This window comes from uncultured Agrobacterium sp., from assembly GCF_913777885.1.
GTDB lineage: Bacteria > Pseudomonadota > Alphaproteobacteria > Rhizobiales > Rhizobiaceae > Agrobacterium.
Window position 1 is genome coordinate 162,720 of sequence record NZ_CAJYTV010000016.1, and the last position, 13,836, is coordinate 176,555.

Genomic DNA, 13,836 nt, shown 5'->3' on the forward strand with positions numbered 1-13,836 from the left:
CACAATGACCGCACCCCTCCTATCCGTCCGAGACCTCTCCGTCGCCTTTCATCAGGGCGGCAAGGAAAGCCTCGCCGTCGACCGCGTCTCCTTCGAGATCATGCCGGGCGAAGTGCTGGCGTTGGTGGGCGAATCCGGCTCGGGAAAGTCGGTGACGGCAAACTCCATCCTGAAGCTCTTGCCTTATCCTGCAGCAAGTCATCCGTCAGGCCAGATCCTCTTCGAGGGCAGGGACTTGCTCAACCTGCCGATGCGCGATCTGCGATCGGTGCGCGGCAACGACATCACCATGATCTTCCAGGAACCCATGACCTCGCTCAATCCGCTTCACAGCATCGAGCGGCAGATCGGCGAAATTCTGGAACTGCACCAAGCACTCACCGGCGCGGCCGCACGGGCACGTATTCTCGAGCTGCTCAATCAGGTGGGTATCCGCGAGCCTGAAAAGCGGCTGAAGGCCTTTCCGCACGAGCTTTCAGGTGGCCAGCGTCAGCGTGTGATGATTGCCATGGCACTTGCCAACCGCCCCAAGCTGCTGATTGCCGACGAACCGACGACGGCGCTCGACGTGACGGTGCAGGCGCAGATCCTCGAACTTCTGGCCGGGCTTAAAAATCAGCATCACATGTCCATGCTGTTCATCACCCACGATCTCGGCATCGTGCGAAAGTTTGCCGACCGCGTCTGCGTCATGACCAAGGGCAAGATCGTCGAGACCGGCACGGTGGAGCAGGTCTTCAACAATCCCCAGCACGCCTATACCCGCCATCTGCTGGCCGCCGAACCGAAGGGCGAGCCGCCGCCTGCCGACGACAGCAAGTCTGTGGTGGTGCAGGGCGACGACATCAAGGTCTGGTTCCCGATCAAGGCCGGGCTGATGCGCAAGGTCGTGGATCACGTCAAAGCGGTGGATGGCATCGATATCACGCTTCGTGAAGGCCAGACGGTCGGCGTGGTGGGCGAATCGGGCTCCGGCAAGACGACGCTCGGACTTGCATTATCGCGGCTGATTTCCTCGAAAGGCCGCATCAGCTTCATCGGCCAGTCCATCGACAGCTATTCCTATTCCATGATGAAACCGCTCAGAAACCGGCTGCAGGTGGTGTTCCAGGATCCCTATGGTTCGCTGAGCCCGCGCATGTCGGTGGGCGACATCATTGCCGAAGGTCTGAAGGTTCATGAGACATCGCTCTCCTATGACGAGCGCGATCGGCGCGTCGCCAAGGCGCTGGAAGAGGTGGGGCTGGATCCTGCCACGCGCTGGCGTTATCCGCATGAATTCTCAGGCGGCCAGCGACAGCGTATCGCGATTGCGCGCGCCATGGTGCTGAAACCCCGCTTCGTCATGCTGGACGAGCCGACCTCGGCGCTGGACATGAGCGTGCAGGCGCAGGTCGTCGATCTCCTGCGCGATCTGCAGTCCAAACACAATCTGGCCTATCTCTTCATCAGCCACGACCTCAAGGTGGTGAAGGCGCTTGCCAATGAGGTTATCGTCATGCGTCACGGCAAGATCGTTGAAAGCGGTCCCGCCAAGTCGATCTTCGAAGCGCCGAAAGAAGAGTACACCCGTGCGCTGATGGCGGCAGCCTTCAATATCGAAGCGGTCAAGACTGCAGCCGTCAGCGAGTAGGGACTTTCGCCAAGAAGCCGTAAAGCGGTTTTGCTGTTGCGTTCCCCGGCGGGGAGCGCCATCTTCCTCAAGACGTCTGATGACGGACAGAGGAAGAAGAGCATGGCAGCGGATGTGATCGTATTGGGCGCCGGAATCATCGGAGTTTCGGTGGCGGTGCAACTGGCAAGGCGCGGAAAATCCGTCGTGCTTCTGGATCGCCGCGGTCCGGGTGAAGAAACATCCTTTGGCAATGCCGGTCTCATCCAGCGTGAGGGTGTCGTTCCTTATGGCTTCCCGCAGGATCTTGGCCTACTGGCACGCTACTCGCTCAACAACCGCATCGATGCCCATTATCACATGGCAGCTGTCCCGAAAATCGCGCCGTTTCTGGCGCGATACTGGTATCATTCCCAACCTGCGCGCCATGCGGCGATTTCCCGGGCCTATACGCCGCTGATCGAACACTCGATCACCGAGCATTCGATCCTGATCGATGAGGCGAAGGCCCATGATCTCATCGTCAAGAAGGGTTGGATGGAGGCCTATCGAACGGAAGCCAAACGCGATGCCGACTTCGCCTTTGCCGAGCGTCTCGCCCGCGACCACGGTATTTCCCACACGAAGCTAACCCGGCAGGAATTGGCTGAGGCCGAGCCCCATCTTTCTCAAGATTTCGTCGGCGGTCTGAAATGGAACGATCCGTGGTCGGTGCTTGACCCGCATGGGCTGACCATGGCTTACATGCGGTTGTTTGAGAGCCTTGGCGGTACCTTCGTCAAGGGCGACGCGGCGGCTCTTTCGCAGACACCGGGCGGATGGAAAATTCAGACCGTCGACGGGCTTGTCGAGGCCGAGAGCGTCGTCGTTGCGCTTGGTCCATGGGCCGATACCGTGACGACGCGGCTTGGCTACCGTTTTCTGATGGGTGTGAAGCGTGGTTACCACATGCACTACGCGCCGCAAGAAGGAACGAAGCTTAACAACTGGCTGATCGATGCCGAGCGCGGTTATTTCCTGGCGCCGATGAAGAAAGGCATCCGCCTGACGACGGGCGCGGAATTTGCCGATCGCGACGCTCCGAAATCGCCTGTCCAATTGTTCCGCGCAGAACGCGTGGCCCGCACCATCTTTCCGCTAGGGGGCAGGCTGGATGCGGAGCCCTGGATGGGAGCGCGTCCTTGCACGCCGGATATGATGCCGGTCATCGGCAAGGCGCCGCGCCACAAGAGCCTTTGGTTCGCGTTCGGTCATGCCCATCACGGCCTGACCCTTGGGCCTATCACCGGGCGCATTCTGGCAGAAGCCATGCTTGGCGAAACCCCGGTCATCCCTCTCGCCCCTTACGCCGCGGAGCGCTTCAACCCCTAATATACAGAATGGGGGTGGCCTTCCTGCGAAAGCCTGCTTAACATGGCCAGCAGGGAGGAAAAGGGATGCAGCGGGGCATGGTGTCACGATGACGGCGCGATATCTGATTTACCAGCAGCAGGACGGCTTTCGTTAGCGCCGGCTTCCCCGGCAGACCGAAAGAGCAATTACCTCCTGGTGAATGATGGCTGATATCGAATACGCAAAGACCTTTTTCCAACAGAATCCCGACATCGAAATTCTCGAAGCCTTCGTCATAGATGCCAACGGCATTCCACGTGGCAAGTGGATCCCGCGAGAGCGGGCGCTCGACGTGCTGGAAAAAGGCATGGCTGTTCCTCGTTCCGTCTATGCGCTGGATATCTGGGGCCGCGATGTGAACGCTGCCGGTCTGGCGGAAGGAACGGGTGATCCTGATGGCTTGTGTTTTGCCGTACCGGGAACGCTGTCGCGCGTGACCTGGCTTGGGCGACCCACCGCGCAAGTGCTGCTCGCCATGACCGAGCCGGATGGCGCGGGCTTTTTTGCGGATCCGCGCCATGTTCTGGCCCAGGTGCTGTCCAGCTTTACCAAGCGTGGCTTAACCCCGGTTGTGGCGACCGAACTTGAATTCTATCTGATCGATCCAGTCCGGTCCGCGCTAGATCCCGTTCGACCGCCCAACAGCCGGGAAGGGCGCTGGCACACAGGCCAGACGCAGGTTCTTTCGATTTCAGAACTTCAGGATTTCGAAGATGTCTTCCACGACATCGCGACGGCCTGCCGCGCTCAGAATGTGCTGGCCGACACCACGCTGCGGGAAAATGGCCCCGGCCAATATGAAATCAATCTCAATCACGTGCCCGATGCGCTACAGGCGGCGGATTTCGCCGTCTTTCTCAAACGGATCGTCAAGGGTGTCGCTCGCAAGCATGGGCTCGATGCAACCTTCATGGCCAAACCCTATGGCACTCAGGCAGGCAACGGCATGCACGTGCATTTCTCCGTTCTGGATAAGGATGGAAGAAATATCTACATGGGTGAAGATGGCCCTTCCGAAGCGCTGATGCACAGCGTTGGAGGCCTTCTGGAGAATATGGGAGAAAGCATGGCGGTGTTTGCCCCGCACGCCAATTCCTATCGCCGCCTGCGCCCCAGCGAACATGCTCCCACCTATGCGTCATGGGGCTTCGACAACCGCTCTGCCGCGGTGCGCGTCATCACCGCCAGCAAACCTGCCACCCGCATCGAACACCGTGTGGCCGGCGCTGATACCAACCCATATCTGGTGCTCGCCATGATCCTGAATGCGGCTCTCTCCGGCATGCGGGAGAAGCGCCAGCCCGGTGGCGCGATTGCTGGCGATAGCCATGCCATCAATCACGAGCCGCTGCCGACCAACTGGGACTACGCGGTCCAGCGATTTGGCCGCTCCAGCTTTGCCTATGCCACGCTCGGCCAGCGCTACAGAACGCTCTATGCGGCCTGCAAGCAGCAGGAAATTTCAGAATTCTCCCTTCGCGTCACCGATGTGGAATATGACGCCTATATCAGGACGGTGTGAACCATGGCTCACGTGACGGCGCTTCCCAACCCCGGGCATACAACCTCCTGGTATGCGGCTTCTGCCAATGACAAGACGGTACGCCCGACGCTCGAAGGCGAAATGCATGCGGATATCTGCATTATCGGCGCTGGCTTCACCGGGATGTCCGCGGCACTCGAGCTTGCGGAAAAAGGCTTCTCGGTCATCATACTGGAAGGCACGCGCATCGGCTTTGGCGCATCCGGGCGCAATGGCGGGCAGATCGTCAACGGTTACAGCCGCGATCTGGAAACCATTGCCGGACGCTATGGACACGAGAAAGCGGTTAAACTCGGTGAGATGTCGCTCGAAGGCGGCCAGATCATTCGCGAACGGGTAGCGAAATACGGCATCGACTGCGATCTGGTGGATGGCGGTTTCTTCGCGGCCTTCACGCCAAAGCAGATCAAGGAAATGGAAGCCAACAAGGCCCATTGGGAGAAGCATGGGCATTCCGGGCTGGAAATGGTGTCCAAGGCTGAGGTCGGTAGATATGTGAACTCCGACCGATATACCGGTGGCATGATCGATCGTTTCGGCGGCCATATCCATCCGCTGAACTACGTGCTCGGTGAGGCGGCCGCGATTGAAAAACTGGGTGGCCGCATTTTCGAAAACTCCAGGGTAATTGGCGTCGAGAAAGGTGCGAACCCTACGGTCAGGACCGCCCATGGCAAGGTCACCGCAAAATATGTGCTGGTCTGCGGCAATGCCTATCTCGGCAAGCTCTTGCCGGAGATCGGCGACCGGATGATGCCGGTGTCCAGCCAGGTGATGGCAACGGAGCCGCTCGATGCTGGCCTGATCGAAGACCTGCTTCCGGCAAACTATTGCGTCGAAGATGCCAACTACATTCTCGATTACTACCGTCGCACCTCCGACAATCGCCTGCTCTATGGCGGCGGTATCGGTTATGGCGGAAGCGATCCAGCCGATCTGACGAGCGTCATTCGTCCCAACATGCTCAAAACCTTTCCGCAGTTGAAGGACGTGAAGATCGACTTCGCATGGAGCGGTAATTTCGCGCTGACGCTCACGCGCATCCCGCATATGGGGCGCCTGTCGGAGAACATCTATTTCTCCCACGGCGATAGCGGCCATGGCGTAACGACAACGCAATTGCTCGGGCGCATTCTGGCAGAAGTCGTTTCCGGTCAGGCAGGACGCTTCGATGTCTGGTCGTCGCTGCCGAATTTCCCATTCCCCGGCGGCAAGACGTTCCGCGTGCCGCTCACCATGCTGGGTGCGTGGTGGTACGGCCTGCGCGACAAGCTCGGACTATAGAGCTTTCAGCCCGGTCAGCGCGCGCTCGACGATCTCGTCGGGAGTGGCATCGATATTGACGGTCACGACGCCCGGTTCACCCGTTGGGACTTCCAGCGTGTCGAGTTGCGTCTTCAAAAGTGAAAGCGGCATGAAGTGGCCTTTACGCGCACCCATGCGGCTGGTCAGAAGCTCGACGCTGCCTTCCAAAAAGACAAAGGCCAACGGTCCGCCGCAAGCGGTCCGCAGCCGGTCGCGATAGGATTTTTTCAGAGCCGAGCATGAGATCACCACGCCGCCGGCCTCGTAGCCTTGGCGTAGCTCTGCACCCACGAGATCGAGCCAAGGCCAGCGGTCCTCGTCGGTCAACGGAATACCAGCACTCATCTTCTCGACATTGGCTTTGGGATGCAGCCTGTCCCCCTCCTGAAACGGGATACCAAGCTCTTCTGCAAGCTCCGCGCCGACTGTGGATTTGCCGCAGCCGCTGACGCCCATCACGATGATTGCATGTTTCACGCAGAAAGCCTTTCATGATTTGAGCATCGGGCCTGATAGTCTCGAAAAGCGCGACGCGGTTTGGCGCGTCCGTCAGGACGCAGGGCGCTTTAGCAAGACCGCGAAGATAAGAAAATCGTTTTTATCAGGCATGACTTCACAACCGCGCGGATCGCGTTGTTGAAATGGCAATATCCACATGCGTAGGATCCATGATCGCTCGCCGTAGTCTCTGCATGCCGAGGCACCATGACCATACAAAGACGCCGCAATATCATCAAGGCGAGACGCACCGGAATGGGACTTTCGCTGGTGGCCGCCATTTCATTCGTCGCGGGAATGACGGACGCCGTCGGCCTGGTCATGTCAGGTGATTTCGTGTCGTTCATGACGGGGAACACGACGCGCGCGGCAATCGCCATTGAGGCCGGGCAGTATGATCATGCGTGGAAGCTTCTTCTCGCCATCGTCACCTTCGTCGCGGGCAATGCCGCAGGCATCATTATAGCCCATTCGTCGCACCGCCGTATCTTCACCGTACTTTGCTCGGTCGCCATTATGTTGGCAGTGGCAGCCCTGTTGCAGACCTCGCAATTGAAGCCCTTCGACTTCTATCTGATCGTCTTCGCCATGGGCACCATCAACGCGGCAGTCGAGCATATAGAAGGTCTGCCAATAGGGCTGACCTATGTGACGGGCGCTCTTTCGCGCTTCGGTCGCGGCATCGGTCGGTTTATTCTAGGGGAGCGCAAACGCGACTGGACGATCCAGCTCGTTCCTTGGATCGGCATGGTATCCGGAGCAATCAGCGGCGCCATCCTCGCCAGCGCAGTGCCGAAAAGCGCGCTTCTCGTCGTCAGCCTCTTGGTGTTCTTTGTGGCGCTGGCGAGCATGCTGATGCCACGCTCGCTTAGGAGCCGCTATAACCAGAGGGTTGCGATCACGCGTTTTCCCAATCGCGTTTGACGCTTCACTTGCGTGAAAGCGTCACGAAGGCCGTTCCGCGGACGCGAACCGTCATTTCACACGGCGCGCTATCAGTGCGCTCGCAATAGCGCGGATGCATTTTCAGCACAAAGACCATGTTGCCGAAACGCTGAATAAAGTCATAGCCATAGATCGTCGCAGTGGCGATCAACAGATAGCCGCCTTCCTTGACCTGAACGTAGAAATTGTAAGGGCAGCCATCGTCGTTGCAGGTGGTGCTCTTGTGGCCGTCGCAGGTCAACGCGCCGCGATTGGTCACTGCATCGATCAGGCCATCATTGTTGATGTCGATCCGCGAAATAAAGTCCGGTCCGAATTCGGCGACCTTGCATTGTTTCTGGAAAAAATTCTTCTCGTAGATTTCGGGATCGCTGAGAAGCTCCTGTTGCGCCAGCACCGGGACTGCCAGGCTAAAAAGCGCGAAAAGGCAAAACATGCAGGAGAGGAGACGTCTCAAGGCAAATATCCTTCATGATGATAGCCGCTTATCCCTTGTGTAGCGAAAGCGATCTGCTTTAGCCGCAAAGCCTGTCGCGATCCCGCAGCATCGCTCCCACGCTTTGAGGTGGTGTTTCGTCCATCGCCGCCGCGGCAAAACCGGCTGAAGATCTTGCATCGGTCGCGCACGCGGCATGTCCATTAGCAAAACCGCTTCACCTTTACCGGATTTGCGTTATGGATGGCGCAGGCATGGTTTTGTCGATGTGTATAATCAGCCGTGCTTGCGTCACACTGACCGACCGCGAAATTGAGGAGCGCCTCTCAATGTCACTTCTGGCTTTTCTCGATTATGCGGGCGTTGCCGTTTTTGCTGCGACGGGCGCTCTCGCGGCTTCGCGCAAGCAGCTGGATTTTATCGGATTCATGTTCTTTGCTGCGGTCACCGGCATTGGCGGCGGCACGTTGCGGGACCTGGTCCTTGGTCGTGCCCCGGTGTTCTGGGTGACTAATCCCACCTACATCCTTGTCTGCGTAGGCGTGGCTGCGGTCGTCTATTTCACAGCGCATCTCTTCGAATCCCGTTATCGCCTGCTGATCTGGCTCGATGCCATAGGGCTTTCGGCCTATTGCGTCATGGGCGCAGCCAAAGGGCTTGCGGCGACGGGTTCTCCAACCGTTGCCATCGTCACCGGGACGATGACGGCCACGTTCGGCGGCGTGTTGCGCGATATTCTGGCTGGCGAGCCGTCCGTTCTGCTGCGTCCGGAAATCTACATCAGCTGCGCGCTTGCGGGTGCCTGCGTGTTCACCCTTGTGCATTTCCTTGGCGCACCCCTGATCGTGTCGTCGTCGGCAGGTGTCTTGACGGCTTTTAGCATCAGAAGCGGAGCATTGATCTTCGGCTGGACATTTCCGCCTTACAGATCGCGCCCCGGACGGCCACCGGAAGACGTCATGTAAATCTTGGATTCTGATCAAAACGTGCGACAAAACGAGGACCTAAAGCGCAGGATGCAAATTTGAAGATCGCGATGCGCTTTAGAAGTCTGCGGAGCGATCCTCCGAAACGATAAAGGCACCTCGCGGTGCCTCATGACGCCATTTGTGATGCAAGCGCACCATTAGCTGTCTTTACGCCGCAGACGGATTACCACGTCCACATGGGCGATTTCCATTCCCTGCGGGGGCTCGGGAAGATTGCTGATCTCAAGATTGTTCACGGGAATATCCAAGACCTCGTTTTCACCCTCGACGAAGAAGTGATGGTGATCCGAAACATTGGTGTCGAAATAGGTTTTCGCCCCCTCGACCGCCAGCACGCGGATCAGGCCTGCTTCGGTGAATTGGTGCAGCGTATTGTAGACCGTTGCCAAGGATACGGGCACGCCGGCGGTAACAGCCTCGTCATGCAGTTCCTCGACCGTCAAATGACGGTCACCCTTGGCGAACAGCAAATCGCCGAGCGCAATGCGCTGGCGTGTCGGGCGCAGGCCGAAGCGGCGTAGCCGTGTTCCAATGTCCAAGGTGGCGTCGAATGCCATCGATCAGGGTTCCTGAGAACGGTTATAAAGTACGTCTTGAGGATGCATATATCTTTTAAGGGCAAGGCTTTCAATAGTTTCCAGCGGAGCGGTCTGTCCTGTTGGCGCCAAAAGGGCCGTTTTTGCAATTTTCCTCTGGTTCCGTCCTTACGCTTCCTGTATGCGGGCGCCATATTGGGAACGGGCTTCCGGCAAGTTGGTCTACTCTGATATGTATGCTGCCCTTGTGGCGCTTCATTTTGAGCTTAACTTGCTTTACAGAAGTCTAGAAACACGACGAGACGGGAAACGGAAAGAATGGCAACGAGGCAATCCAGCTATAATTACGAGGAAATTCTGGCGTGTGGCCGCGGCGAGCTGTTCGGCCCAGGCAATGCTCAGCTTCCTCTGCCTCCCATGCTGATGGTTCATCGTATCACTGAGATTTCCGAAACCGGCGGTGAGTTCGACAAGGGCTTCATCCGCGCGGAATATGATGTAAGCCCGGACGACTGGTACTTCCCCTGCCATTTCCAAGGCAACCCGATCATGCCTGGCTGCCTTGGCCTCGACGGCATGTGGCAGCTGACCGGCTTTTTCCTCGGTTGGCTGGGTGAACCTGGCCGCGGCATGGCGCTGTCGACCGGGGAAGTGAAGTTCAAGGGCATGGTTCGTCCTGAAACCAAACTCTTGCAGTATGGCATCGATTTCAAGCGCGTGATGCGCGGCCGGCTCGTGCTCGGCACCGCCGATGGCTGGCTGAAGGCCGATGGCGAAACCATCTATCAAGCGACGGACCTCCGCGTTGGTCTGTCTAAGGAAAAGACCGCCTGACGTCTTTGGCAAGACGGGCGCAACTCGCGCCATCTGCGGCAAGCTTTAAGAAAAGGTCACCTTCATGAGAAGAGTTGTAGTCACCGGCCTCGGTATCGTTTCATCGATCGGCAGCGACGCGGGCGAAGTCACGGCTTCCTTGAGAGACGCAAAGTCCGGCATTTCGTTCTCGCCCGATTTTGCCGAACACGGCTTCAAGTGCCAGGTCTGGGGCAAGCCATCGCTGGATCCGACCGATCTGGTAGACCGCCGCGCCATGCGCTTCCTCTCCCAGGGTGGAGCGTGGAACCATGTTGCAATGAAACAGGCGATCGCCGATTCCGGCCTGGAAGAAAGCGATATCAGCGGCAATGAGCGCACCGGCATCATCATGGGTTCGGGCGGTCCGTCCACGCGCACCATCGTCGAGGCATCCGACATCACGCTGAAGAACAATAGCCCCAAGCGCATCGGCCCGTTTGCCGTGCCGAAGGCCATGTCGTCGACGGCATCGGCAACGCTTGCCACATGGTTCAAGATCCACGGCGTCAACTACTCCATCTCGTCGGCCTGCTCGACGTCTGCGCACTGCATCGGCAATGCGGCTGAGATGATCCAGTGGGGCAAGCAGGATGTGATGTTTGCCGGCGGTCATGAGGATCTCGACTGGTCCATGTCGAACCTGTTCGACGCTATGGGCGCCATGTCTTCCAAGTATAACGACACGCCTTCGGTCGCTTCGCGCGCCTATGACGTCAACCGCGATGGCTTCGTGATAGCCGGTGGCGCAGGCGTTCTGGTTCTGGAAGAGCTGGAGCATGCCAAGGCCCGCGGCGCAAAGATCTATGCCGAGATCGTCGGCTACGGCGCAACCTCGGACGGTTACGACATGGTCGCTCCCTCCGGCGAAGGTGCCATACGCTGCATGCGCCAGGCGCTTGCGACGGTGACGGGCGATGTCGATTACGTCAACACCCACGGCACCTCCACGCCTGTCGGCGACAGCAAGGAAATCGGCGCGATCCGCGAAGTCTTTGGCGACAAGATCCCGCATATCCAGTCGACAAAGTCGCTGACGGGCCACTCGCTCGGCGCTGCCGGCGTTCAGGAGTCGATCTACGGTTTGTTGATGATGCAGGAGCGCTTCATCGGAGAAAGTGCCCATATCGAGACGCTCGATCCGGAATTCGATGGCGTTCCGATCGTTCGTAAGCGTATCGATGACGCCAAGATCGACACTGTGCTTTCCAACTCGTTCGGCTTCGGCGGTACCAACGCCACGCTCGTCTTCCAGCGCTATAACGGATAATTGCCCATGAACGGCATCATGCAGGGTAAACGCGGCCTCATCATGGGCGTCGCAAACAATCACTCTATCGCCTGGGGTATCTCCAAGGCGCTGGCCGCGCAAGGCGCGGAACTGGCTTTCACCTATCAGGGAGAGGCGCTTGGCAAGCGCGTGAAGCCGCTCGCCGCAGAGCTTGGCTCCGATTTTATCGTGCCCTGCGATGTCGAAGATATCGCGTCCGTAGACGCGCTTTTCGAGGCGCTGCGTGAGCGTTGGGGTTCGATCGACTTTGTCGTTCATGCCATCGGCTTCTCCGACAAGAATGAGTTGAAGGGTCTCTACGCCGATACCACGCGCGAGAATTTCAGCCGCACGATGGTCATCTCCTGCTTCTCCTTCACCGAAATCGCCAAGCGGGCTGCAGGTCTGATGACAGATGGCGGTTCCATGTTGACGCTGACCTATAATGGGTCGCAGCGTGTCATTCCGAACTACAATGTCATGGGTGTCGCCAAAGCGGCTCTCGAGGCCTCGGTGCGCTATCTGGCTGCCGATTACGGTCCGAAGGGTATTCGCGTCAACGCCATTTCGGCAGGTCCCGTTCGTACGCTGGCAGGTGCCGGTATCTCGGATGCCAGAGCTATCTTTGCCTGGAACCTGAAGAACGCGCCGCTTCGGCGCACAGCCGATATCGACGATATCGGTGGATCGGCACTTTATCTCCTGTCGAACCTCTCCCGCGGCGTGACAGGCGAATGCCACTATGTGGATTGCGGCTATAACATCACCTCGGTGCCGACACTCGAAGAACTCCGTCGAGCTGACGCTGACTGAGCCTCTCTCGCCTGAAGCGTGTTGATTTTCACGCTTTCAGGCTCGTGACCATCGCATTTTTCCAAGCCCGGCCTAGCCGGGCTTTTCGCATTGGCGCGCGATCCAGCGGCATGGATAGATGCTGAAAATTGGCACATGCCGCAAATGCAAACCTTTCGGACAAGGAAATATAAACAAAGCCTCCATAATGATCTTTCCAGGTGACAATTCCTAAAGATCAGTTTCCGGCAGAGATTGAAAAACGTCATGCAAAGGCCAATGTTGCAAAAGGCATTAACTGGCAGGCTGATCCGTTCCCGCGACGGCGCCACAGCGATAGAATTTGCCCTTTTGGCACTGCCATATTTTCTGGTCGTCTTTGCGATTATCGAAACATTCATCGCGCTGATGGGCGAGCAGCTTTTCGTTAATGCGACCGATACGATGGCGCGAAAGTTGCGCACGGGGCAGATCAGCAGCACGATTACCAGAGAAGATTTTCGTCGGGCCTTCTGCCAGGAAGTCTCGGTACTCGTCACCTGCTCTGAAGACGAGATCAAAACCCCATCCAAGCTCTATATCGATCTTCGGCAATTCAATAGCTTCGCAGATATGCCCGCGGCCATTCCACTGATCAAGACCGGCGATTACTACGATCTCAATACGTCGACCTTTGGCTTTAAGCCCGGTGGATCTGGCACGATCAATATGCTGCGCTCATACTATCGCTGGCAGGTCATGACGGATCTCATTCGTCCCTATCTGACGAAAATCCGCCCGGCGGATGGCTCGATGCCCTCCCATTTTCTCATCGTTGCGACGGACGCCTATCGCAACGAAAGCTACTAGTGAGCGGATATGACGATTGAATCTCGGCTATCGCATACAGGGACAGGCGGAATTTTTCGTCGCTTCGCCAGGGACAAAAAAGGCGTCGGCGCAATCGAGTTCGCCATCATCTTCCCACTGCTCGTTTCCCTCTATCTGACTTCATTTGAACTAACTCTGGGCTTCAGCGTCTATAAGCGGGCGACGCGGTCTGCTGGAACGATAGCCGATAACGTTTCTGCGCAGTCGAGCGTCACCAAGGCTTATCTGAAGACGATGAAAAATCTCGCTGCCACGATATTGAGCCCCTATAGTGCTGATGGAATGAAGTTGAAGATCACGGGCATCGCGATCGACGCCAACCAGGTTGCGACGGTCGCTTGGTCATGGGATCAGGATGACGGTCGCCCATATACGCTCGGTGCGCGCGTCGACGTACCGGCGAACTTGCGCTCGGCCGCCGACTTTCTTGTTCATGCAGAATTCTCGGTGCCGCACGAACTCCTGACTGTCATGCCGACATTGTCTTCAAATTTGAAGACGATCACGATCAGTCGCGATTACTACTTCGCCAAGCGCGAGGGAGACCCCATCGTTTGCGGTGACTGCTGACGATGCGAAAGCACGTCGCGCGGTTCAAGCAGTGGCGGCAAACAAACGGCAGGCGAGGCGGCTTTAGAACACCTAGAATATTCGAACAGGTGTTAGAGGCAGTTATGGCGCATGCCCCCCGTTCCTCCACTTCTCTCTTCGTGCATGTGCATGGTCGGCTTCAGGCACGCTTAACTGAAACAATTATGGTCGGTTGAAACAAGAAAGCTGCGGAACCGAAGGGTTC

14 protein-coding genes are annotated in these 13,836 nt (G+C 57.8%); 11 read left to right on the forward strand and 3 right to left on the reverse strand.

The features are described 5' to 3' along the window. Positions 1-4 precede the first annotated feature (4 nt). The 4 genes from QZ869_RS14340 to QZ869_RS14355 all read left to right on the forward strand — a co-directional run bounded on the left by QZ869_RS14340 (position 5) and on the right by QZ869_RS14355 (position 5,831). Entirely contained in the window at positions 5-1,633 is a 1,629-nt protein-coding gene (locus QZ869_RS14340; protein ID WP_296105588.1) for an ABC transporter ATP-binding protein, read from the forward strand. A 102-nt stretch (positions 1,634-1,735) separates the two neighbouring features. Next, positions 1,736-2,983, forward strand: a complete 1,248-nt coding sequence (locus QZ869_RS14345; protein ID WP_296105590.1) for an FAD-binding oxidoreductase — start codon at positions 1,736-1,738, stop codon at positions 2,981-2,983. Between the two features lie 181 nt (positions 2,984-3,164). Beyond that, on the forward strand, positions 3,165-4,526 hold the full coding sequence (locus QZ869_RS14350; protein WP_296015957.1) for a glutamine synthetase family protein: 1,362 nt from the start codon (positions 3,165-3,167) through the stop codon (positions 4,524-4,526). Positions 4,527-4,529: 3 nt separating this feature from the next. Further along, complete coding sequence (locus tag QZ869_RS14355; protein ID WP_296105593.1) at positions 4,530-5,831, forward strand: FAD-binding oxidoreductase; 1,302 nt, start codon at positions 4,530-4,532, stop codon at positions 5,829-5,831. Here QZ869_RS14355 and QZ869_RS14360 read toward each other — a convergent pair. Next, positions 5,826-6,308, reverse strand: coding sequence for a gluconokinase (locus tag QZ869_RS14360; protein WP_296105732.1), 483 nt, complete (start codon positions 6,306-6,308; stop codon positions 5,826-5,828). The two genes, QZ869_RS14355 and QZ869_RS14360, sit on opposite strands and share 6 nt — an antisense overlap. A 249-nt stretch (positions 6,309-6,557) precedes the next feature. Between QZ869_RS14360 and QZ869_RS14365 the strand changes: the two genes are divergently transcribed. After that, positions 6,558-7,274 carry a YoaK family protein gene (locus tag QZ869_RS14365; protein ID WP_296105594.1) on the forward strand — a complete coding sequence of 239 codons (717 nt, stop codon included), beginning with the start codon at positions 6,558-6,560 and terminating at the stop codon, positions 7,272-7,274. A 4-nt stretch (positions 7,275-7,278) separates the two neighbouring features. Here the strand turns inward: QZ869_RS14365 and QZ869_RS14370 are convergent, their stop codons facing one another. Beyond that, complete coding sequence (locus QZ869_RS14370; RefSeq protein ID WP_296016028.1) at positions 7,279-7,731, reverse strand: hypothetical protein; 453 nt, start codon at positions 7,729-7,731, stop codon at positions 7,279-7,281. A 329-nt stretch (positions 7,732-8,060) separates the two neighbouring features. Between QZ869_RS14370 and QZ869_RS14375 the strand changes: the two genes are divergently transcribed. Beyond that, positions 8,061-8,696: a trimeric intracellular cation channel family protein gene (locus QZ869_RS14375; RefSeq protein ID WP_296015961.1), complete on the forward strand. Its 636-nt coding sequence runs from the start codon at positions 8,061-8,063 to the stop codon at positions 8,694-8,696. A gap of 161 nt (positions 8,697-8,857) precedes the next feature. Here the strand turns inward: QZ869_RS14375 and irrA are convergent, their stop codons facing one another. Continuing rightward, positions 8,858-9,277 carry an iron response transcriptional regulator IrrA gene (gene irrA, locus QZ869_RS14380; protein WP_296015963.1) on the reverse strand — a complete coding sequence of 140 codons (420 nt, stop codon included), beginning with the start codon at positions 9,275-9,277 and terminating at the stop codon, positions 8,858-8,860. A 297-nt stretch (positions 9,278-9,574) separates the two neighbouring features. On the opposite strand from irrA, the gene fabA reads away from it, so the two are divergent. The 5 genes from fabA to QZ869_RS14405 all read left to right on the forward strand — a co-directional run bounded on the left by fabA (position 9,575) and on the right by QZ869_RS14405 (position 13,610). Further along, complete coding sequence (gene fabA / locus QZ869_RS14385; protein ID WP_296015964.1) at positions 9,575-10,090, forward strand: 3-hydroxyacyl-[acyl-carrier-protein] dehydratase FabA; 516 nt, start codon at positions 9,575-9,577, stop codon at positions 10,088-10,090. Positions 10,091-10,154: 64 nt separating this feature from the next. After that, the gene (gene fabB / locus QZ869_RS14390; protein WP_296040883.1) at positions 10,155-11,378 is read left to right on the forward strand and encodes a beta-ketoacyl-ACP synthase I; all 1,224 of its coding nucleotides are present in this window, start codon (positions 10,155-10,157) and stop codon (positions 11,376-11,378) included. Positions 11,379-11,384: 6 nt separating this feature from the next. Next, positions 11,385-12,191, forward strand: a complete 807-nt coding sequence (gene fabI, locus QZ869_RS14395; protein WP_296040882.1) for an enoyl-ACP reductase FabI — start codon at positions 11,385-11,387, stop codon at positions 12,189-12,191. Between the two features lie 246 nt (positions 12,192-12,437). Then, a complete protein-coding gene (locus tag QZ869_RS14400; protein ID WP_296105597.1) occupies positions 12,438-13,019 on the forward strand; it encodes a TadE/TadG family type IV pilus assembly protein in 582 nt (193 codons plus the stop codon). Between the two features lie 9 nt (positions 13,020-13,028). After that, positions 13,029-13,610 carry a TadE/TadG family type IV pilus assembly protein gene (locus QZ869_RS14405; RefSeq protein ID WP_296040879.1) on the forward strand — a complete coding sequence of 194 codons (582 nt, stop codon included), beginning with the start codon at positions 13,029-13,031 and terminating at the stop codon, positions 13,608-13,610. Positions 13,611-13,836: the final 226 nt, after the last annotated feature.